The 21,616-nt window shown below is 39.1% G+C and carries 19 protein-coding genes; 11 read left to right on the top strand and 8 right to left on the bottom strand.

Annotated features, from left to right (window positions below; all coding sequences use genetic code 11):
• Nucleotides 1-18: 18 nt before the first annotated feature.
• The 6 genes from hupB to bolA form a co-directional block, all read right to left on the bottom strand.
• Complete coding sequence (hupB, locus tag F1325_RS03490) at nucleotides 19-294, bottom strand: nucleoid-associated protein HU-beta (RefSeq protein WP_036911695.1); 276 nt, start codon at nucleotides 292-294, stop codon at nucleotides 19-21.
• A 214-nt stretch (nucleotides 295-508) separates the two neighbouring features.
• Nucleotides 509-2,869: an endopeptidase La gene (gene lon, locus F1325_RS03485; protein WP_109371696.1), complete on the bottom strand. Its 2,361-nt coding sequence runs from the start codon at nucleotides 2,867-2,869 to the stop codon at nucleotides 509-511.
• A gap of 259 nt (nucleotides 2,870-3,128) precedes the next feature.
• Nucleotides 3,129-4,400, bottom strand: a complete 1,272-nt coding sequence (clpX, locus tag F1325_RS03480; protein ID WP_023580862.1) for an ATP-dependent protease ATP-binding subunit ClpX — start codon at nucleotides 4,398-4,400, stop codon at nucleotides 3,129-3,131.
• A 146-nt stretch (nucleotides 4,401-4,546) separates the two neighbouring features.
• Nucleotides 4,547-5,170 (bottom strand): ATP-dependent Clp endopeptidase proteolytic subunit ClpP, encoded by a 624-nt coding sequence (gene clpP / locus F1325_RS03475; protein WP_160229998.1) that lies wholly within the window; start codon nucleotides 5,168-5,170, stop codon nucleotides 4,547-4,549.
• A gap of 257 nt (nucleotides 5,171-5,427) precedes the next feature.
• Entirely contained in the window at nucleotides 5,428-6,732 is a 1,305-nt protein-coding gene (gene tig / locus F1325_RS03470; protein WP_023580863.1) for a trigger factor, read from the bottom strand.
• 321 nt (nucleotides 6,733-7,053) lie between these two features.
• Complete coding sequence (gene bolA, locus F1325_RS03465) at nucleotides 7,054-7,368, bottom strand: transcriptional regulator BolA (RefSeq protein WP_109371700.1); 315 nt, start codon at nucleotides 7,366-7,368, stop codon at nucleotides 7,054-7,056.
• A gap of 340 nt (nucleotides 7,369-7,708) precedes the next feature.
• Here bolA and F1325_RS03460 point away from each other — a divergent pair, with 340 nt between their 5' ends.
• A complete protein-coding gene (locus F1325_RS03460; RefSeq protein ID WP_109371702.1) occupies nucleotides 7,709-8,287 on the top strand; it encodes a YajG family lipoprotein in 579 nt (192 codons plus the stop codon).
• A gap of 56 nt (nucleotides 8,288-8,343) precedes the next feature.
• Entirely contained in the window at nucleotides 8,344-9,864 is a 1,521-nt protein-coding gene (gene ampG, locus F1325_RS03455) for a muropeptide MFS transporter AmpG (RefSeq protein ID WP_160229997.1), read from the top strand.
• An 80-nt stretch (nucleotides 9,865-9,944) separates the two neighbouring features.
• Here the strand turns inward: ampG and dbpA are convergent, their stop codons facing one another.
• The gene (gene dbpA, locus F1325_RS03450; protein WP_109371706.1) at nucleotides 9,945-11,318 is read right to left on the bottom strand and encodes an ATP-dependent RNA helicase DbpA; all 1,374 of its coding nucleotides are present in this window, start codon (nucleotides 11,316-11,318) and stop codon (nucleotides 9,945-9,947) included.
• Between the two features lie 352 nt (nucleotides 11,319-11,670).
• Between dbpA and F1325_RS03445 the strand changes: the two genes are divergently transcribed.
• The 7 genes from F1325_RS03445 (at nucleotide 11,671) to F1325_RS03415 (ending at nucleotide 19,261) form a co-directional block, all read left to right on the top strand.
• Nucleotides 11,671-12,444 carry an outer membrane protein OmpK gene (locus tag F1325_RS03445; RefSeq protein ID WP_406588699.1) on the top strand — a complete coding sequence of 258 codons (774 nt, stop codon included), beginning with the start codon at nucleotides 11,671-11,673 and terminating at the stop codon, nucleotides 12,442-12,444.
• Between the two features lie 496 nt (nucleotides 12,445-12,940).
• Nucleotides 12,941-13,891 carry a cytochrome o ubiquinol oxidase subunit II gene (gene cyoA / locus F1325_RS03440; protein ID WP_109371710.1) on the top strand — a complete coding sequence of 317 codons (951 nt, stop codon included), beginning with the start codon at nucleotides 12,941-12,943 and terminating at the stop codon, nucleotides 13,889-13,891.
• 4 nt (nucleotides 13,892-13,895) lie between these two features.
• Nucleotides 13,896-15,878: a cytochrome o ubiquinol oxidase subunit I gene (gene cyoB, locus F1325_RS03435; RefSeq protein WP_160229995.1), complete on the top strand. Its 1,983-nt coding sequence runs from the start codon at nucleotides 13,896-13,898 to the stop codon at nucleotides 15,876-15,878.
• Entirely contained in the window at nucleotides 15,878-16,489 is a 612-nt protein-coding gene (locus F1325_RS03430; RefSeq protein WP_036932890.1) for a cytochrome o ubiquinol oxidase subunit III, read from the top strand. The genes cyoB and F1325_RS03430 overlap by 1 nt, the downstream gene beginning before the upstream one ends.
• Nucleotides 16,489-16,821, top strand: a complete 333-nt coding sequence (locus F1325_RS03425) for a cytochrome o ubiquinol oxidase subunit IV (protein ID WP_160229994.1) — start codon at nucleotides 16,489-16,491, stop codon at nucleotides 16,819-16,821. The genes F1325_RS03430 and F1325_RS03425 overlap by 1 nt, the downstream gene beginning before the upstream one ends.
• 11 nt (nucleotides 16,822-16,832) lie before the next feature.
• Nucleotides 16,833-17,717 (top strand): heme o synthase, encoded by an 885-nt coding sequence (gene cyoE / locus F1325_RS03420; RefSeq protein WP_109371714.1) that lies wholly within the window; start codon nucleotides 16,833-16,835, stop codon nucleotides 17,715-17,717.
• A 173-nt stretch (nucleotides 17,718-17,890) separates the two neighbouring features.
• A complete protein-coding gene (locus tag F1325_RS03415; protein WP_109371716.1) occupies nucleotides 17,891-19,261 on the top strand; it encodes an MFS transporter in 1,371 nt (456 codons plus the stop codon).
• 71 nt (nucleotides 19,262-19,332) lie between these two features.
• On the opposite strand, the gene F1325_RS03410 is transcribed toward F1325_RS03415, so the two are convergent.
• Nucleotides 19,333-19,824 carry a YajQ family cyclic di-GMP-binding protein gene (locus F1325_RS03410; RefSeq protein ID WP_109371718.1) on the bottom strand — a complete coding sequence of 164 codons (492 nt, stop codon included), beginning with the start codon at nucleotides 19,822-19,824 and terminating at the stop codon, nucleotides 19,333-19,335.
• A 225-nt stretch (nucleotides 19,825-20,049) separates the two neighbouring features.
• On the opposite strand from F1325_RS03410, the gene panE reads away from it, so the two are divergent.
• Together panE and yajL are read left to right on the top strand one after the other, a co-directional pair.
• Nucleotides 20,050-20,970, top strand: coding sequence for a 2-dehydropantoate 2-reductase (gene panE / locus F1325_RS03405; RefSeq protein WP_109371720.1), 921 nt, complete (start codon nucleotides 20,050-20,052; stop codon nucleotides 20,968-20,970).
• Nucleotides 20,939-21,556 (top strand): protein deglycase YajL, encoded by a 618-nt coding sequence (gene yajL, locus F1325_RS03400; protein ID WP_160229993.1) that lies wholly within the window; start codon nucleotides 20,939-20,941, stop codon nucleotides 21,554-21,556. The genes panE and yajL overlap by 32 nt, the downstream gene beginning before the upstream one ends.
• The last annotated feature ends 60 nt before the right edge of the window (nucleotides 21,557-21,616 follow it).

Raw genomic sequence — 21,616 nt, 5'->3', positions numbered from 1 at the left:
AGAAAATAAGTTCAACTATTATTGATTAACTGCGTCTTTTAAGCCTTTACCTGCACGGAATGCAGGAACTTTTGCAGCTTCAATTTGAATTTCTTTACCTGTTTGTGGGTTACGGCCTGTACGAGCTGCACGATCACGTACAGTGAAAGTACCGAAACCTACTAATGCTACATCATCACCTTTTTGTAAAGATTCAGTGATAGAAGCAACCAGAGCATCTACAACACGACCTGCTGCCGCTTTTGAGATATCTGCATTTGCAGCAATTTTGTCGATCAGTTGAGTTTTATTCACGCTTTCATCCCCATAATTTTATGCGTTATTTTTCACCATTAATGGCAAATTTTGCAAACGTCGTTATATCAAGCCTTTTTAGATATAGCAAGACCGATAAAACAGCATTTTTAATTAAAATCCCCATTAAATTAGCGACACAAAAAAAGGCTGGCAAGCTTTTATTACTTATCCAGCCTTTTTTTTAGCTATTATTTATGACTAATATCACTCTTTAGTGTGATTTATCAGTCACAACTTCCATGCCAAACGGCGAGTTTTGCAGGGCTAGCGATAAAACTTCCTCAATTGTTTTCACCGGGTGAATATCCAAGTCAGCAACAATATTTTCAGGAATTTCTTCTAAATCACGTTTATTTTCATCAGGGATAAGAACTGTCTTAATTCCACCACGATGTGCAGCAAGTAACTTTTCTTTCAGTCCGCCAATTGGCAAGACATGTCCGCGTAACGTAATTTCGCCCGTCATTGCAACATCAGAACGCACAGGATTACCTGTTAGGCTTGATACCAATGCAGTGCACATTGCGATACCTGCACTTGGACCATCTTTTGGTGTTGCGCCTTCAGGAACGTGTACGTGCATATCACGTTTTTCATAGAAATCGCTATTAATACCAAGTTTATCAGCACGAGCACGAACTACCGTCATTGCCGCTTGAATAGACTCTTGCATGACTTCACCTAAAGAGCCGGTGAATGTCAGCTTGCCCTTACCTGGTACACTTGCTGTTTCAATAGTCAGTAGATCACCACCAACTTCTGTCCATGCAAGTCCTGTTACCATCCCTACTCGGTTTTCTGTGTCAGCACGACCGTAATCAACTTTACGAACACCTAAGTAGTCTTTGAGATTATCTTCGTTAATCTCAATATGTTTGATTGTGCTATCCATTAGCAGTTGTTTTACTGCTTTACGGCATAATTTAGAAATTTCACGCTCTAAACTACGTACACCCGCTTCACGCGTGTAATAACGAATAATGCCCATAATTGCGCTGTCATGGATTGTCAGCTCACTTGGTTTTAACGCATTACGTTCAATCTGTTTTGGTAACAAATGTTGTTTAGCAATATTCAGTTTTTCGTCTTCGGTATAACCTGATAAACGAATAACTTCCATACGATCTAACAACGGTGCCGGTATATTCATGGAGTTAGATGTCGCCACGAACATCACATCAGACAGATCGTAATCAACTTCCAGATAATGGTCGTTAAATGCGATGTTTTGTTCTGGATCTAACACCTCTAACAGTGCAGAAGCCGGATCGCCTCGCATGTCTGATGACATTTTATCAATTTCATCTAACAGGAAAAGAGGGTTTTTAACGCCAACTTTCGCCATTTTCTGAATTAATTTGCCTGGCATAGAACCGATGTAAGTACGACGGTGACCACGGATTTCAGCTTCATCACGCACACCACCTAACGCCATACGAACATATTTACGGCCAGTTGCTTTAGCAATAGATTGACCCAGCGAGGTTTTACCCACACCTGGAGGTCCAACTAAACACAGGATTGGCCCTTTAATTTTGCTAACACGAGACTGTACCGCGAGATATTCAAGGATACGCTCTTTAACACGTTCTAAACCGTAATGGTCAGTATCAAGAACTTCTTGTGCTTTCACTAAGTCTTTTTTAACTTTGCTACGGCTATTCCAAGGAACTTGAACCATCCAATCAATATAGCTACGCACAACCGTGGCTTCTGCTGACATTGGCGACATCATTTTTAATTTCTGAAGTTCCGCTTCTGTCTTTTCTTTTGCCTCTTTTGGCATTTTAGCAGCGTCGATTTTACGTTTCAGCGATTCCATTTCATCAGGTGCATCATCCATCTCACCTAATTCTTTTTGAATAGCTTTCATTTGTTCATTGAGATAATACTCACGCTGACTCTTTTCCATCTGCTTTTTAACGCGGTTACGAATGCGTTTTTCAACTTGTAGCAGATCGATTTCTGATTCCATCATTGCCATTAAATATTCAAGGCGTTCGGTGACATCAGACATTTCAAGTACAGCTTGCTTATCTTTTAATTTCAGCGGCATATGAGAAGCAATAGTGTCTGCTAATTTCGCTGATTCTTCGATAGCATGTAATGAGGTCAATACCTCTGGCGGAATTTTTTTATTCAGCTTGATATAACCTTCAAACTGATTAATCGTTGTACGATTTAAGACTTCCTGTTCGCGCTCATCAACGGCTGGCGTTTCAAGGTATTCTGCTTTCGCCTGAAAGTATTCACCATTGTCAGATAACGTCGTAATTTTGGCACGACGAATACCTTCAACAAGTACTTTCACTGTTCCATCAGGCAGTTTTAGCATCTGTAATACAGACGCAACTGTACCAACAGAAAAAAGATCATTAACACCTGGTTCGTCAGTAGATGCATCTTTCTGCGCAACCAGCATAATTTGTTTGTTGTCGTTCATCGCAGCTTCTAAGCAATGAATAGATTTTTCACGACCAACGAACAACGGGATCACCATATGCGGATATACAACGACATCACGTAATGGCAATACAGGTATTTCAATACGTTCTGGACGCTCAGGATTCATAGAGCTCTCTCTTCGTTTTTAGCTTAACGCTTTTACAGGTAATTTTATTCGCATGTCACCAAATAAAATTAATTCCACGGATTGTCAAAATATATAAGGGCACTTTTCTGACATTCAATAGCCTTACCCATTAAAAAAACAAAATGAGGGAAAATTCCCTCATTTTTATTGCGTTGGCGCGCCTTATCTTAAATTTCCCTCTTATTTTGAGAGAAAACTAGATAATGTCAGACAAGAGACATTGCCAAATTACGATGTATTATTCACCAGACGCTTGATTTTCTAGCTGACTATAAATAATCAGTGGCTCAGATTTTCCATTAATAACGCCTTCATCAATGACCACTTTTTCTGCATTTTCAAATGAAGGAAGGTCATACATCGTATCAAGTAATGCTGCTTCAACAATCGAACGTAAACCACGCGCACCCGTTTTACGTACCATGGCTTTTTTCGCAATCGCAGTCAGCGCTTCCTTACGGAATTCTAAATCTACACCTTCTAATTTAAATAATGCCTGATATTGCTTAGTCAGTGCATTCTTAGGTTCTTGTAAGATTTGGATTAACGCTTCTTCGTTTAATTCGCCGAGTGTTGCAACAACAGGTAAACGACCAATAAATTCAGGGATAAGACCAAATTTAATCAGATCCTCTGGCTCAACTTGAGCTAATAATTCACCTTCGCTAGCTTTCTCTTTTTGGCTTTTAACTTCTGCACCAAAACCGATACCTGAATGTGTATTTAAACGTTGTGCGACAACTTTATCGAGTCCAGCAAATGCACCACCACAAATAAAGAGGATTTTAGAAGTATCAACTTGTAAAAACTCTTGTTGTGGGTGCTTACGCCCGCCTTGAGGAGGCACAGAAGCCACAGTGCCTTCAACTAATTTCAATAATGCTTGTTGTACACCTTCACCAGACACATCACGAGTGATTGATGGGTTTTCAGATTTACGGGTGATCTTGTCAATTTCATCAATATAAACAATACCACGTTGTGCTTTTTGCACATCGTAATCGCATTTTTGTAGCAGTTTTTGAATGATGTTTTCAACATCTTCACCCACATAACCCGCTTCTGTCAGCGTTGTGGCATCTGCCATAGTAAAAGGAACATCAAGGTAGCGTGCTAATGTTTCTGCTAATAACGTTTTACCGCTACCAGTAGGACCAATCAGCAAAATATTACTTTTCCCCAGCTCAACACCATTGGCTTTATCGCCATTACGCAGACGTTTATAGTGGTTATAAACGGCAACAGCCAAAACTTTTTTAGCCAATTCCTGACCGATAACATAGTCATCAAGGTGCTTACGGATTTCATGTGGCGTTGGCAATTCACTGCGTTCATGATGAGGCGCCAGTTCTTTTATTTCCTCACGAATGATATCAACACAAAGATCGACACATTCATCACAGATATAAACCGACGGACCAGCGATCAATTTTTTTACTTCATGCTGGCTTTTACCGCAGAAAGAGCAATACAGAAGCTTCCCTGAGCTATCTTTGCGCTTATCTGTCATCAGTCAACCTCACTTAGTTATTCTTCTTATTCAATTAATAAGAAGAAGAAAGACTTTTTACATAGAGATATTAATAGCCGTTTCCTTTGCGCGATTCTATAGCAAAGGAAACGTGTTAATTCAATTGCTATTACAACGTGTAATGATTAGCCACGTTGAGTATAGACTTTATCCACTAACCCGTATTCTAACGCTTCGTTAGCGGATAAGAAACGATCACGCTCAGTGTCTCTTTCTATTTCTTCAATAGATTTACCTGTATGTTGAGCCATTAGCTCATTCATACGAGATTTTACTTTCAAAATTTCTTGAGCATGAATTTGAATATCTGTTGCTTGACCTTGGAAACCACCTAATGGTTGGTGGATCATCACACGAGAGTTAGGTAAGCAAATACGTTTACCTTTCGCACCAGCAGATAATAAGAAAGCGCCCATTGAACACGCTTGTCCCATACAAATGGTACTCACATCTGCTTTGATATACTGCATGGTGTCATAAATAGACATACCCGCTGTAATCACGCCACCTGGTGAGTTGATATACAGGTTGATGTCTTTCTCTGGGTTTTCTGCTTCTAAAAATAGCATTTGAGCAACGATAAGATTAGCCATGTGATCTTCAACTTGGCCAGTCAGGAAAATAATACGTTCTTTTAATAAACGTGAGTAAATGTCGTAAGAACGCTCTCCTCGCGAAGTTTGCTCTATAACCATCGGCACCAGAGCCATATTAGGTGCGAATTGTTCCTGTGTGTCGTTAAATGACATGTCTGTCTCCTATTGCATTCTTATTGGTGCCAATGACAACAATTTTACTTGAGATAATTGATCATGACCATTTCTAATGATCTAATCTCTCACAAGACATTCAAGGCGCCTCGCGAGGAGTGATAAAGAGAATATAGAATTATCTGGAGATAATCGCTCAAATTTCAAGGCAAAATTTGATAAATATATACAAACTGAAAAAAACCCGTGGTAAAAACCACGGGTTTTTGCTTAAAACCGATATTCGCGGTTAAGAATTAACCCATTTGAACTTCGTTCATCAGTTCAGTGAAGTTAGTTTCTTTTTCAGTTACTTTAGCATTTGCTAAGATTTTTTCTACCGCTTGCTCTTCTAACGCAAGATTACGGATGTTATTCATCAGTTGCTCGTTCTTGTTGTAGAACTCAACAACTTCTGATGGATCTTCATAAGCTGAAGCCATTTCGTCGATCAGTGCATTCACACGGTCGTCTTCTGCTTTCAGTTCATTACTATTGATCACTTCACCTAACAGTAATCCAACGATTACACGACGTTTAGCTTGTTCTTCGAACAGTTCACGAGGCAATTGCAGTGCTTGTTTCTCGTCGCCACCAAAACGTTGAGCTGCTTGACGCTGCAGAACTTCGATTTCACTGTCAACAGCGGCTGCTGGTACGTCAACTTCGTTTGCTTTAACTAAGCCATCGATAACTTGTGATTTAACACGAGTACGGATTGCATTTTTCAGTTCACGTTCCATGTTTTTACGTACTTCAGCACGTAAACCATCAACAGAACCATCAGCAATACCAAAACGCTTGATGAACTCTTCAGTTAATTCTGGCAGTTCACGCTCTTCAACTTTTTTCAGGTTGATAGCGAATTGTGCTTTTTTACCTTTCAGGTTTTCAGCGTGGTAATCTTCTGGGAAAGTCACATCAATTGTGAATTCTTCGCCAGCCTTATGACCGATAACGCCTTCTTCGAAACCTGGGATCATACGACCTTGACCCATTGCCAGTACGAAATCTTCAGCTTTTCCGCCTTCAAATTCTTCACCGTCAATAGAACCGTTGAAATCAACAGTTACGCGATCTTCTGCTGCAACTTCGCCGTCTTTGTCTTTCCACTCTGCTTGTTGCTTACGCAGTGTTTCTAACATGTTATCAACGTCTTCGTCTTTAACAGTAACAACAGGTTTTACAACTTCAATGCTTTCCAGATCTTTCAGTTCGATTTCTGGGAAAACTTCGAATTCTACAGAGTAAACAAAGTCTTCACCTTCTTTGTATTGCTCTGGTTTGTAGTCAGGCGCGCCAACTGGGTTTACTTTATTTTCGATGATAGCGTTAATGAAATTACGCTGCATCAGATCACCCAGAACATCATTCAGCACTGACATACCGTAACGCTGTTTAACCATTGACATTGGAACGTGACCTTTACGGAAACCATCAATGCGAACAGTTTTAGCAGCTTTTTTCAGTTCACTGTCTACAGCAGTTTGGATATCAGCGGCTGGTACGGTGATTGTGACACGACGCCCTAGGCCTTGAGTCGTTTCAACAGAAACTTGCATCTTGTTACCTCAAAATAAGTTTTAGTGCTCGGTCTACTTTAAAGGAAACTAACATGATATTGACATGTTTAGGTTTATTTTCCTTTCAGAACCGGGGCCGCCACATTTAAAAAAACGAGGATCCCTGATATCAGAAGCATCCCGAAACCTTACTGAAAATTAGACGCGACATTATAACGATCTAGAGGGGTTGAGTCGAGAAAGAGCCGTTTTATTCCTCAATTTTTTCATAAAATCGAGCAACTCACCCCTTTTTCCCTCTATAAAGAACAAAAAATACGCATCTTAGGATCTATTTACTCACGATTAACGATAAGGTTGTTAATCTTCTTGGCTTCCGCCACGACACCCAGGAGAGCGCAATGCTTTATCCTGCTGTTCATTCCATTCGCTCAAAGTAAAAGTGTGTAATGCTAATGCATGAACACCATTTTCCATTTCATGAGCTAATGTTTGGTACACATCACGATGGCGCGAAACACTACGTTTCTCATTAAAATCATCACAAACGATAATGACTTTAAAGTGGCTTTCAGAGCCTTCGGGCACATTATGGCGATGGCTTTCGTTTATTACTTGTAAAAAATGCGGTGAAAAGCGTGAAATCAGCTTATTCTCAATATCATCACGGATCATCTCTGCCCCTAATACTCTAGCCTTTATACCACGGCAAACCAAAAACAAGTCAACCAGACTATATCGATTTAGTCGTTATCAATACAAAATGATGGGCTTATTCTTTTTAATTTTGCTGATGATAATCGCTTATTTTTCATCTTGAGTAAAACCATTGACCGAATATTGTCAAATACATGAGCAAAAATGAGAGTAATTTGAAATAAAATCAATTGATAAAATCAGATAATTTCGTTCGTTAAGGGGATATTAGCAACCTACCAGCAGTGGTATGATAGGCTAAAGTTTGAAGCCTATTCTACTTGTTAACACAACAGACATATTTAACCGAGATTACCTCATGATTAAAAATTTACTCTGTGCTGTTTTTGCATTAACACTGCTTTCAGGTTGTGCAACTCCTAGTAACAAATTATCTATTGAGCCCACGATGTCAGTTCCTGCGGCTGATCCAACGATGCGCCCTATTTCACTGAATATTTCTAGCCAAGACAAACGTGCATCAAAAAATCTAGCGGAAATCAACCGTAACGGTAAATTAGATATCCTTGTTCCATCTCGTGACATTGCATTTTTAATGCAAGAAGTTCTACAAAAGCAAATGGCAGCGCGTGGTTTTATGATAGGTTCTCCTGCTTCTGCTGATGTGATTATTGTCATCAATAAACTCAGTGCAGATGTGGGTGAAGGAAGTGTTCGTCATAATATCAGTGCAAAAGCGGATATTTCAGTTATCGTCACCTTACCGAATGGCAGTTCTAATACCAAAACATTCCGTACTAGCTACAATGTTCAAGGTCCATTTGGTGCAACTAATGAGAAAATTGCCGCCGCGATTAACAATGTCTTAAGTGAACTCGTTAGCGATATGGCAAAAGACGCTTCAGTCAGTCAATTTATCAAATCTAACGCCCGTTAATTTTATTAGAATAAACGACCTGTTATCTCAAACAGGTCGTTGAAAGGAATTTTTGCATGGTTCAGCCCACCTTCAAACAAACCACTTGGTATAAATCATTTATTCTTCTATTACTTGGCTTTACTTCTGGATTACCTCTGGCACTCACAGCGGGTACATTACAAGCTTGGATGACAGTAGAAGATATCGATTTAAAAACCATTGGTTTTTTCTCATTGGTGGGACAAGCCTATGTTTTTAAATTCCTCTGGTCACCCTTTATGGATCGCTATACCCCTTCTTTTCTTGGTCGACGCCGAGGATGGATGTTGCTCACTCAAATAGGGTTAGTACTTGGTATTGCAGGGATGGGCTTTTTAAATCCTAACGACCATTTATGGTGGCTTGCCTCTTTAGCTGTCATTGTTGCCTTTTGTTCCGCTTCACAAGACATTGTTTTTGATGCCTATAAAACCGATATTTTAAAAGCCGATGAGCGTGGTACTGGTGCTGCAGTTTCTGTATTAGGCTATCGCATAGCAATGCTTGTTTCTGGAGGAATGGCGCTTTGGTTAGCGGATAAATATATTGGCTGGCAAAACATGTACTGGTTAATGGCTGCCTTAATGGGTATTGGTATTATTGCCACATTACTTGCCCAAGAGCCAGAAACCACCGTAAAGCCACCACGTACACTCTATGAAGCTGTTATTGAGCCTTTATATGAGTTCTTCTCTCGTAATAATGCTTGGCTAATTTTACTGCTTATTGTGCTGTATAAAATGGGTGATGCCTTTGCCCTAAGTTTAAGTACTACTTTTCTGATCCGCGGTGCTGGATTTGATGCTGGTGAAGTAGGATTAGTGAATAAAACACTTGGGCTTGCCGCCACGATTGTTGGGGCATTACTAGGTGGTTTATTAATGCGCCGTTGGAGTTTATTTAAAGCACTGATGATTTTTGGTATTTTGCAAGGCGGTTCAAATATCGGTTATTGGTATTTAGCTATTTCTGAGCAAAGTATTTATAGCATGGGTGCAGTAGTTGCATTTGAAAATATCTGTGGCGGTATGGGAACAGCAGCATTTGTTGCCCTCTTAATGACACTTTGTCATCTCTCCTTTTCAGCAACACAATTTGCGTTACTCTCGGCTCTCTCTGCAATTGGTCGTGTTTATGTTGGCCCAGTTGCAGGCTGGTATGTTGAAAGCCATGGTTGGGAAGCATTTTACCTTTTTTCTATTGTTGCTTCTGTACCCGGTCTTATCTTGCTGTTGATTTCGAAAAACACACTTATTTATACGCAAAAAACAGGTGAATTCCTTAGAAGAACTTTGTTTATTAAACAATACCGTTTTGCTATTTATGGTTTGATGCTGACTGTTCTTTTCTTTCTTTGTAGTTTAATTCTTGTGATCACAAATTCACTACCAACTTTAGAAATGTTCCAGTCTGTCAATTTTATTCAATCAATAGATACTGATAGATTAAGTTCTTGGGCTTCAACACTCTTTTTATATGGTGTTATTGTTGGTGCGGTAAGCCTTGTCTTTGGCACAATCCTAGATTATTTAGCCCTTAAGAAAACAACACACTAATCTTGTTGCTTTCTTCACTATATTCGTCAGAAAAAAGGACAGCCTAAGCTGTCCTTTTTTGTATTCTTAGTAAAGATAATTTATCTAAACAATCTTACTTTTACTGCCTTACCTTTGATTTTACCTTGTTGCAGCTGTTTCCAGACTTGTTTTGCAATAGATTGTTTCACAGCAACATAAGCATGTGTTGGATTGATCATAATTTTACCAATATCGGCACCATTGAAACCCATATCACCCGTTAATGCGCCTAAAATATCACCTGGGCGCATTTTGGCTTTTTTACCACCATCAATACATAATGTTGCCATTGTTGCTTCAAGAGGCGTAATTTGTAGCCCAGTAGGTACTGGTAGCCAATTTATCTTCATATGAAGCATCTCTTCTAAAGCGTTAGCACGCTGAATTTCTTCTGGTGCACAAAAGCTAATCGCCAATCCACTTTCACCCGCTCTGGCTGTACGGCCAATTCGGTGAACATGCACTTCAGGATCCCACGACAATTCGTAGTTAATCACCATTTCTAACGCTTTAATATCAAGTCCACGAGCTGCAACATCTGTTGCTACTAATACACGACAACTCCCATTAGCAAAGCGAATCAGCGTTTGGTCACGCTCTCTTTGTTCCATATCGCCATGTAAAGCAAGCACACTTTGGTTGCTTTCTGTCAGTGTTTCATACACATCTTGGCAATCTCGCTTTGTGTTACAAAATACAACGCAAGAGGCAGGCTGCTCACGACTTAACAGCTTTTGCAGCAATCCTATTTTTCCATGACGAGATATTTCATAAAACTGCTGCTCAACAGCAGGAAGTTCATCAACAGAGTTTATTTCAATAGTTACTGGATTTTGCTGAATTTTACGGCTAATTGCTGCGATCTCATTTGGCCAAGTTGCAGAAAAGAGTAACGTTTGACGTTCCGTTGGCATACGAGAAATAATATCGTTGATATCATCAAAAAATCCCATATCCAACATTCTGTCTGCTTCATCTAATACCAATGTTTTCACATCATCTAAAGTGACAGTCTCTTTTTTTAGGTGATCAAGCAATCTACCTGGTGTTGCAACAATAATATGTGCAGCATGTATTAATGAATCACGCTGGATACTAAATGGAACGCCACCACACAGCGTTAATACTTTGATATTTGGAAGGTAACGAGCAAGGCGACGTAATTCATTTGCAACTTGATCAGCAAGTTCTCGCGTTGGACATAAAATAAGTGATTGAGTATTAAACTGTTTTGCATCAATGTGTTGCAAAAGCCCCAAACCAAAAGCAGCTGTTTTACCGCTGCCTGTTTTTGCTTGAGCGCGAACGTCTTTTCCTTCAAGAATAGCGGGCAAAGCGGCTTCTTGAACTGGAGTCATAGTGAGATAACCCAATTCATTAAGGTTAGCGAGTTGTTCAGCAGGAAGTGCGTTAAGTTCAGCAAATGAGGTCACAATGAAAATTCCAAGTAAGATAAAAACGAATATTGGTTAATGATACTATCCCTTTATTCTTGTGTCGTGAGGTATTTTTACGCGACTTTTACTACATATTTTTCTTTCTTCTTTTAATTTCTTTTTTCCCTGCCAAAAAAAACAGTTATTAAGCGCTCAATCCATTCAAAACAGATAAAATAATAAAAATAAACTAAACAATACTAAAATTCCTACTTTTAATTATCAATTTAATATTCTAGAAATAGATCTAGATTTCAAAATCATGATCTGTAAATTTCAATTTAATAGGTTATAGTTTCAAAATATATTAAAAAACAAATTCACCGTAAAATTATTTCATTAAATTTAATTGAGATTAATCATGATAAAAAAAACATTTTTATTAACCATCGCAAGTACACTTTCTTTATCAGCTCAAGCTAGCTATTTAGGTGGATTCGCTAATACCAGCATCAATTATCTTGATTGGACTTCTCATACAACACACAAAACAGGGGAATCTTCTCATAAAGATGATTTTGCCTATTTAGAACTTGAAGGTGGTGCCAATTTTTCATGGGGCGAGTTTTATGGCTTCTTTGATCTAGAAAACCCACTTAATCCTCGGAAAACACAACCGGGTGATAATCAACGTTATACCGTTAAAGCAACAAGCCGTATTTATTTAGGTGAAAGTCCTTTTAATTTATACGGGCATGTTTACGGCACATGGTCACTTCCAGGAAAAGAAAACGGTGGCAACTTCCATGAAGTTAATACGCTTTACGGTCTAGGCTATAACACACAAATTGATAATTTATGGTTTAAACCATTCGTTGCGCTTCATTATGTCGATCAAACTTATTATTCAGGAAATAATGGCTACGTCGTTGGTTGGGTTGCTGGATATGATTTTTCCATTAGAGATCAGAAACTTAGCATTAGCAATTGGCATGAAATGGAATTTAGTCGTCATAAGCGTTACGGCAATGGCGGGCAAAATGGGTTCAATGGCGCTTTAGCTTTTTGGTGGCATCCAACGACCTCTATTACTACGGGTATTCAATATCGTTATGCTTATAAAAAGCTAGGCGAAGATTTTCTGCAAGATGGCATTGTATATAGCTTGAAGTATAATTTTTGATCGCTAATTGTTAATTTTTATTACAGCGAAAGCATTTTTATTCGCTGTAACCTCTTTTTATCACTTAATGAAAAACTTTCTCATTGGATACAAACATTCATCAAATCACTAATTGCCCATATTAAAAATCACACAAGCATCAAATATAGATATTAAACATCAAGATAAAAAGGATTTTACCCATCAACTCTCCTCCGACCTCTATTTTGTTACTTTTTTAATCAAAATACGTTTTCTTACACTTTTTACTGCATTTTTATTTGTAAAAATATGTATTTATTTTAAAAACATGGTACTTTATGAAATTATAGTTAATACACAATAATTAAATTAACATTTATTTAATAGTTTGATTACTTGTGATCACATTAACACAAAAGACTAACCAATCACTTACTTACCATTACAATTGTTTACACTGTCGCAACCTTACCGTAAAATGTCCTTACTGATACTGATGAAACAACAATAGAACCTTTGTCATTTGGGTCGTTGGATGAGACTTATGAAATACATAAAAAGTATTGGGACACTTTCGCTATTAGTTGCAGCTCTTCTATTAAGTGGCTGTGATATGGCGTTAATGAATCCCAAAGGCGCTATCGGCGCTGAGCAAAAAACATTAATCCTCATTGCGCTTGGTTTAATGTTAATTGTTGTGATACCGGTAATACTGATGGTGATTGTTTTCGCTTTTCGCTACCGTGAATCTAATACTAAAGCCACCTATCGCCCAAACTGGGCTCACTCAAATAAAATTGAACTTGTCGTTTGGACTGTGCCAATTATCATTATTGTGATTTTGGCAACGATTACATGGAAAACAACCCATGAGCTTGATCCTTACAAACCATTAGAGTCCACAGAAAAACCTGTCACCATTGAAGTTGTTTCAATGGATTGGAAATGGTTATTTATCTATCCAGAACAAGGTATTGCAACAGTTAATGAACTGGCTTTCCCTACTAATGTTCCTGTTAATTTCAAAATCACTTCTGACTCTGTCATGAACTCATTCTTTATCCCTCGCTTAGGTGGACAAATCTATGCGATGGCAGGAATGCAGACTAAATTACACTTAATTGCTAATGAACCTGGTGAATATCAAGGTATGTCAGCTAGTTATAGTGGACACGGTTTCTCTGATATGAAATTTACAGCGATTGCGACACCTGATCGTGCCGGTTTCGATGCGTGGGTTGAAAAAGTCAAACAATCGTCAGATACGTTAAATACGACCGCTGCATTTAATGAACTTGCTAAACCAAGCCAGAAAAATCCAGTGACCTACTATTCAAGCGTGAAGCCAATGTTATTCCAAGAGACCATTTCTAAATTTGGTCACACAGGTCATGGCGCTCACACCAGTGGCAATCAGACAGCACATGCTGATGCAACAATGAATATGAACATGAGCCATGCGGCGCATGCAGGAGCAGAGGAATAAAGGCATGTTCGGAAAATTAACTCTCGATGCAGTCCCGCTACATGAACCCATTATCGTAGTCACTTTACTCGGTATTGTTCTTGGTGGACTTGCTGTTGTTGGCGCTTTAACTTATTTCCGTAAATGGGAATGGTTATGGAGCGAATGGTTAACCAGTGTTGACCATAAAAAAATTGGTATTATGTATATCATTGTTGCAATGGTCATGATGTTCCGTGGCTTTGCCGATGCAATTATGATGAGAAGCCAACAAGCGCTTGCCTCCGCAGGTGAAGCGGGTTTCTTACCACCTCATCACTATGATCAGATTTTTACCGCACACGGCGTTATCATGATTTTCTTCATGGCAACACCTTTTGTTGTGGGTCTGATGAACCTTGTTGTACCTTTGCAAATTGGTGCTCGTGATGTGGCCTTCCCTTTCCTTAACTCACTGAGCTTCTGGTTCTTTGTAGTTGGTGTGGTACTAATCAACCTTTCTTTAGGTATTGGTGAATTCGCACAAACAGGTTGGTTAGCTTATCCACCACTTTCTGGCTTGGAGTATAACCCAGGAGTCGGGGTCGATTATTGGATATGGAGTTTACAGATATCCGGTATTGGTACGCTTCTAACAGGGGTTAACTTCTTCGCGACTATCCTGCGTATGCGTGCGCCGGGTATGAGCATGATGAAAATGCCAGTATTCTCTTGGGCGGCTTTATGTACTAACGTCCTAATTATTGCTGCATTCCCAATTTTAACAGTCACTATTACGCTGTTAACTTTAGACCGCTATCTTGGTACGCACTTCTTTACCAATGATATGGGCGGTAACATGATGATGTACATCAACCTTGTATGGGCTTGGGGTCATCCAGAAGTTTATATCCTCGTTCTGCCAGTATTTGGTGTGTTCTCTGAAGTTACAGCAACATTCTCTAAAAAACGGTTATTCGGTTATACCTCTTTAGTTGGTGCAACTGTCGTTATTACCGTGTTGTCATTTATCGTTTGGTTACACCACTTCTTTACCATGGGCTCTGGCGCCAACGTCAATGCCTTCTTCGGTATCGCCACGATGATCATCGCTATACCAACAGGGGTTAAAATCTTTAACTGGCTGTTTACGATGTATCAAGGTCGTATCGAATATAAAAGCCCAATGCTGTGGACTATAGGTTTCCTTATCACCTTCTCTGTTGGGGGAATGACTGGGGTTCTGTTAGCCGTTCCGGGTGCAAACTTCGTTTTACATAACAGCTTATTCTTAATCGCTCACTTCCATAACGTCATTATTGGTGGTGTAGTATTTGGTTGTTTCGCTGGTATGACTTACTGGTTCCCTAAAGCATTTGGTTTCACTCTGAATGAAAAATGGGGTATCCGTGCATTCTGGTTCTGGTTTATCGGCTTCTTTATGGCCTTTATGCCACTATATATTCTTGGCTTTATGGGTATGACTCGTCGTTTAAGCCAAAATATCAATCCAGAATTTAACCCAATGCTGCTTGTTGCGGCTGGTGGTGCTGCACTGATTGCTATCGGTATCGCTTGCCAAGTTGTTCAAATCTACGTGAGTATCCGTGACCGTGATCAAAACCGTGATTTAACGGGTGATCCATGGGGTGGACGTACTCTGGAATGGTCAATTTCTTCACCTGCTCCGTTCTATAACTTTGCCGTTGAACCTAATGTTCAAACTCGTGATGAGTGGTGGGATCAGAAAGAAAAAGGCACAGCTTATCAGCGTCCTGCTAAATACGAACCTATCCATATGCCTAAAAATACAGGCGCGGGTGTAATTATTTCAGCATTTAGCTTAGTCCTTGGTTTTGCCATGATCTGGCATATCTGGTGGTTAGCTATCGTTGGTTTCGCTGGCATGATTGTCACTTGGATCGTGAAAAGCTTTGATACAGATGTGGATTACTATGTCCAAGTACCTGAAATTGAAGCTCTCGAGAATAAGCATTATGAAGAACTGAAAAAAGCAGGTGTGAAATAATGTCTACTCAAACTGTAAATAACACAAACGCCCATGAGCATCATGGGCACCACGATGCAGGAGCGACAAAAGTTTTCGGCTTCTGGATCTACCTAATGAGCGACCTTATCCTGTTTGCCAGCTTATTCGCCACTTATGCGGTGCTTGTTAACGGGATTGCGGATGGTCCTTCAGGTAAAGAGATTTTTAGCTTACCGTTTGTTTTAGTTGAAACCTTCTTACTGCTATTTAGTAGTATCACTTTTGGTTTCGCTATGCTGAGCATGAATAAAGGTAGCGTTAGCCAAGTTAATCTATGGTTATTTGTGACTTTCTTATTCGGCTTAGGTTTCGTCATCATGGAAGTTTACGAATTCCATGAGCTAATAGCAGAAGGTTATGGCCCAGATCGCAGTGCATTCTTATCTGCATTCTTTGCATTAGTTTCAACGCACGGTCTTCACGTAACCGCGGGTTTAATTTGGATTGTTATTATGATGATCCAAGTATCACGCCGTGGTTTAACTGAAGTTAACCGCACTCGTTTAAGCTGTTTAAGTCTGTTCTGGCACTTCCTTGACGTTGTCTGGATCTGTGTGTTCACCGTAGTTTATCTGATGGGAGCGATGTAATGAGTCATCCAAATACTTCTCCTTCAGGCGCAAGCCACGGCAGCATGAAGTCTTATCTGATCGGCTTTATTCTGTCTGTTATCCTCACCGTTATTCCATTTGGGATGGTGATGGAAGGAACAGCAACACCAGCAACAATTCTATGGACTGTTGTCGGTATGGCAGTTGTGCAAATTGTGGTTCACTTAGTCTGCTTCTTGCATATGAATACGTCATCAGAAGAGCGCTGGAACGTCGTCGCATTCCTGTTCACACTGCTTATTATCGGCATTGTTGTCGTAGGCTCGTTGTGGATTATGTACAACCTGAACATCAATATGATGATGGATTAAGAGTTGTCGCTATGATTAAGCAATACCTACAAGTCACCAAACCAGGAATTATTTTCGGAAATTTAATTTCTGTAATAGGTGGTTTTCTTCTCGCTTCTAAGGGTGAGATTGATTACTCCCTATTTTTCGCGACTCTACTTGGGGTGTCTCTGGTCGTTGCTTCTGGTTGTGTTTTTAACAACTACATTGACCGTGATATTGACCGTATCATGGAAAGAACGAAGAATCGTCCATTAGTTAAAGGATTAATTGACCCTCAAGTTAGCCTGATTTATGCCTCAGTTTTAGGTATTGCAGGTGTTGTGCTGCTCTATGTAGCAGCCAACCCACTTGCAATGTTTATCGCTGTATTCGGTTTTATTATTTATGTTGGGGTTTATAGCCTCTATATGAAGCGTAAATCTGTTTATGGCACACTGATTGGAAGCTTATCTGGCTCTGCACCGCCTGTTATCGGTTATTGTGCCGTTAGCGGTGAATTTGATGCAGGCGCGGCAATCCTATTACTTATCTTTAGTTTGTGGCAAATGCCTCACTCTTATGCCATTGCTATTTTCCGTTTTAAAGACTACCAAGCTGCAAATATCCCTGTATTACCTGTGATTAAAGGGATCTCAGTCGCTAAACGTCATATCATTCTCTATATTCTGGCGTTTATGATTGCAACCTTAATGCTGACATTAGTGGGTTACGCGGGTTATAAATACCTGATTGTAGCTTCAGCCGTTAGTATTTGGTGGTTAGGCATGGCTTTATCTGGTTACAAAGCAACCAATGATATTGTGTGGGCACGAAAATTATTTATTTTCTCTATTGTCGCAATCACTTCATTAAGCGTAATGATGTCTGTTGATCCAACAAGCTCAACAGAAGCGGTTCTTGCGTATCTAAGATAATGTATTTACTAAAGTAACCCAAATACCAGTCAGCCTTCTGACTGGTATTTTTTTATCTCTTTTATGACTACACATGATATCAGTACAGTTTTGTCTTTTTTGTATCCTATTTATTGATTAACCTCGCCAAGATTTGCCATTACAATGGGGATATCAGTAATACGAGGTAATCCATGAATGATAATAAAATGACCCCATTAGAGCGCAAAGCAACATGGGGACTAGGCACTGTTTTTTCTCTTCGCATGCTTGGCATGTTTATGGTACTCCCAGTTTTAACCACCTATGGGCTTCAACTACAACACGCAACAGAATCACTCATCGGATTAGCCATCGGTATTTATGGATTAACACAAGCGGTATTCCAAATCCCTTTTGGTATTTTCTCTGATAAATTCGGCCGAAAACCGATAATTGTTTTCGGCTTAATTATTTTTATTATTGGTAGTTTGATTGCTGCACTTAGTGACAATATTTACGGCATTATTATTGGACGAGCATTGCAAGGGGCTGGGGCTATCTCAGCAGCAGTAATGGCTTTATTGTCTGATTTAACGCGGGAACAAAATAGAACAAAAGCAATGGCCTTTATTGGTATTAGCTTTGGGATAACGTTCGCTTTAGCCTTAGTTTTAGGGCCTATTTTAACGCATATTTTCGGCTTACAAGGTCTTTTTTGGGGCATTGCCCTGCTCGCCTTTGGTGGCATTATTATTACGCTTTTTACTGTACCGAACAGTGAACATCATATTCTTAATCGAGAATCTGGTTTTGTCCGTGGCAGTGTCAAAAAAGTCTTATTTGATGCACAACTTCTTAAGCTTAATACCGGTATTTTTTCTCTACATACTTTATTAATGGCAGCCTTTGTTGCGCTTCCTCTTGTCATGAGTGAAGCTGGCTTAGCAAAAGAGACACATTGGATTGTTTATCTTGTCACTATGCTTATCGCCTTTATTACAGTATTACCTTTTATTATCTATGCAGAAAAGAAACGAAAAATGAAACAAGTGTTCTTATTCTGTATTTTCTTACTGATTGTGGCTCAGGCAATTCTTATTATTTCAGGCTCTAGCTTATGGTTAATTATTGCGGGTATTCAGGTCTTCTTTATTGGCTTTAATATTATGGAAGCCCTTCTTCCTTCATTAATCAGTAAAGAAGCGCCAGCAGGTTATAAAGGTACAGCTATGGGAATTTATTCCACCAGCCAATTTTTAGGTGTGGCATTGGGCGGAATTTTAGGAGGATGGCTTTACCAGCATTATAGTGCACAAATTGTATTTTTAGGCTGTTTAATGATTGGCATTATTTGGTTTTTCATTAGCCTAACATTACGCCAACCCTCTTATGTCAGTAGCTTACGCGTTGAATTACCTGAAAATCTATCTTCAAGCCAACAACAGCAACTACAACAATTATTTAAGCAACAACCGGGGGTTAATGAAGTTGTGATTATGGCGGATGAACAGAGTGCTTATATCAAGGTTGATACTAAACAAACACCAAGAGCAACATTAGAATCTTTAGTGTCTTCTGTTTAAATATCAATAAATCCAAATAAAAATGCGCTGTTTATTTCAGCGCATTTTTTTATGACTCAATGGATAAACAATTAGTCACGGAAGTTGTTAAATTGGAAAGGTTGCCCTAATTCACCTTCTCTTACTAATTTCATCACAGCTTGTAAGTCATCACGGGATTTACCTGTAACACGCACTTGCTCGCCTTGGATCTGGGCTTGTACTTTCAATTTACTATCTTTAATCAGCTTAACAATTTTCTTCGCTAATGCTGAATCAATACCTTGTTTTAAGGTGGCTTCTACGCTGTACATTTTTCCGCTGTGAGTCATCTCTTCAGGGATATTTAATACCGCACCATCAATCCCTCTTTTTGCCATTTTCTCACGCAGAATATCTAATAATTGTTGAACCTGAAATTCAGATACACTGGTCGTTTTCACTGACTCTGATTTTTCGTTTAATTCAAAGCTTGCTTCAACATTACGAAAATCCCAACGAGTAGTCAGTTCACGTTGTGCGTTTTCCACCGCATTACGCACTTCATGTAAGTCAACTTCAGATACGATATCAAAAGATGGCATTCTTTCTTCCTCAATAAATAAATACAACCCGAATAATAGCTTCTTTTAGGGTTGCAAAAAAGCATTGCACATTCAATAACAAATTTATCCCTTTAATTTCCTCTTACAGTAAAGCGCAAACATACTTTAAACAGAGAAGTGTAATCAATGTTATAATTTTAGCTAAATAGTCTAATGACCGTCAGTAGCCACCTTACGCTATTACGATTTGCAAAAAGAGGCACAATGAAAATTACCGTTTTAGGGTGTGGTTCGATTGGTAAACTTTGGGTTGCAGCTTTAACACGTCAATCTCATGAAGTACAAGGTTGGCTAAGAATACCTCAGCCTTTTTTAGACGTGAGTGTTGATAATATTAATGGCGAGCCTTTTTATCAGCGCATTATCGCTAATCAACTGGAATGGTTAAAACAGAGTGAATTATTAATTGTTTGCTTAAAATCTTGGCAAGTTTCAGATGCGGTTAATGCGCTATTGCCTTATCTTTCTGCACAATGTCCTATCTTATTAATTCATAATGGCATGGGAACAGCAGATGAATTAACAGCAACACAGCACTCTATATCCAGACCTATCTTACAAGGCATCATTACTCATGGTGCTTATCAACAAGGGCAAGATGTTATTCATACCGCAACAGGAATAACACATATAGGCCCATTAAATCATACAGCTCAACAATATAGCTATTTAGCAGAAACCTTGCATCATGCTTTACCCGATGTCGCTTGGCACAATGATATTCATACAATTAGTTGGCTAAAACTTGCTGTTAATTGTGTTATCAACCCTCTTACCGTTTATTATCAATGCCGAAATGGGGATTTATTGCGTTATCCTGAACATATTCAAAAAATATGCGATGAAGTTTATCTAGTGATGGAACGTGAAGGTGTTGTACCAACATCTCAAGCCCATCTTCATGGCTATATTATTGATACAATAGAACAAACAGCAAATAATTATTCTTCTATGTATCAAGATGTGAAATATCAACGCCATACAGAGATTGACTATATTACGGGTTATTTATTACGCCGAGCTTCAGAACAAGGGCTTGTATTGCCAGAAAATAACCACCTTTTTCAATTTATTAAACAACAGGAAGGCAATTATGACCATATCAGCGCTCATCTGCCTAGCTAATGGAAGTGAAGAAACCGAAGTCGTGACTACCGCAGATTTGCTGGTAAGGGCAGGTATTAATGTCGTGCTTGCAAGTGCAGAAGATGATGTTGATGAACTTATAATTACATGTTCACGAGGCATAAAACTTGTCGCAGATGCCCCTTTAGTTCGTGTTGTCGATCACCACTATGACGTTATTATTCTACCTGGTGGATTACAAGGTACTGAAACATTAAGAGACAGCCCTTTAGTCGTTGAGAAAGTACGTCGCATGCACAGTGAAAATAAGCTTGTTGCCGCGATTTGTGCAGCACCCGCAATGATCCTTGAATCTCACAATATTTTTCCCATCGGCAATATGACGGGTTTTCCTGCATTAAAAGATAAAATCTCATCGAAAAAATGGGTTGATTATCGCGTCTATTATGATGAAAGAGTTAACTTAATTACTAGCCAAGCTCCAGCAACATCTATCGATTTTGCACTAAAAATTATCGAACGCTTAAAAGGCAAAGAAGCTGCAGCAGATGTTGCCAAACAGCTTGTATTACCACCCGGTATTTATAATTATCAAGATGAATTTACAGGGTTTGGGGATAAATAGATAAACTGTACACTCATAACAAAATATCCCCACCTAATTCATTTATCTTATTAATAGGTA

The organism is Proteus columbae (assembly GCF_009914335.1).
Taxonomy (GTDB): Bacteria; Pseudomonadota; Gammaproteobacteria; order Enterobacterales; family Enterobacteriaceae; genus Proteus.
The sequence above is the reverse complement of the archived record's forward strand: the minus strand, read 5'-3'. Positions and strand labels throughout refer to the sequence as shown.

Bases quoted from the DNA above. Each gene is read 5' to 3' on its own strand.
- F1325_RS03425 (WP_160229994.1), top strand. From the start codon at position 16,489: ATGAGTCATCCAAATACTTCTCCTTCAGGCGCAAGCCACGGCAGCATG.
- panE (WP_109371720.1), top strand. From the start codon at position 20,050: ATGAAAATTACCGTTTTAGGGTGTGGTTCGATTGGTAAACTTTGGGTT.
- clpP (WP_160229998.1), bottom strand. From the start codon at position 5,170: ATGTCATTTAACGACACACAGGAACAATTCGCACCTAATATGGCTCTG.
- F1325_RS03430 (WP_036932890.1), top strand. From the start codon at position 15,878: ATGTCTACTCAAACTGTAAATAACACAAACGCCCATGAGCATCATGGG.
- F1325_RS03460 (WP_109371702.1), top strand. From the start codon at position 7,709: ATGATTAAAAATTTACTCTGTGCTGTTTTTGCATTAACACTGCTTTCA.
- F1325_RS03410 (WP_109371718.1), bottom strand. From the start codon at position 19,824: ATGCCATCTTTTGATATCGTATCTGAAGTTGACTTACATGAAGTGCGT.
- cyoB (WP_160229995.1), top strand. From the start codon at position 13,896: ATGTTCGGAAAATTAACTCTCGATGCAGTCCCGCTACATGAACCCATT.
- cyoA (WP_109371710.1), top strand. From the start codon at position 12,941: ATGAGACTTATGAAATACATAAAAAGTATTGGGACACTTTCGCTATTA.
- F1325_RS03415 (WP_109371716.1), top strand. From the start codon at position 17,891: ATGAATGATAATAAAATGACCCCATTAGAGCGCAAAGCAACATGGGGA.
- yajL (WP_160229993.1), top strand. From the start codon at position 20,939: ATGACCATATCAGCGCTCATCTGCCTAGCTAATGGAAGTGAAGAAACC.
- bolA (WP_109371700.1), bottom strand. From the start codon at position 7,368: ATGATCCGTGATGATATTGAGAATAAGCTGATTTCACGCTTTTCACCG.
- lon (WP_109371696.1), bottom strand. From the start codon at position 2,869: ATGAATCCTGAGCGTCCAGAACGTATTGAAATACCTGTATTGCCATTA.
- tig (WP_023580863.1), bottom strand. From the start codon at position 6,732: ATGCAAGTTTCTGTTGAAACGACTCAAGGCCTAGGGCGTCGTGTCACA.
- cyoE (WP_109371714.1), top strand. From the start codon at position 16,833: ATGATTAAGCAATACCTACAAGTCACCAAACCAGGAATTATTTTCGGA.
- clpX (WP_023580862.1), bottom strand. From the start codon at position 4,400: ATGACAGATAAGCGCAAAGATAGCTCAGGGAAGCTTCTGTATTGCTCT.
- ampG (WP_160229997.1), top strand. From the start codon at position 8,344: ATGGTTCAGCCCACCTTCAAACAAACCACTTGGTATAAATCATTTATT.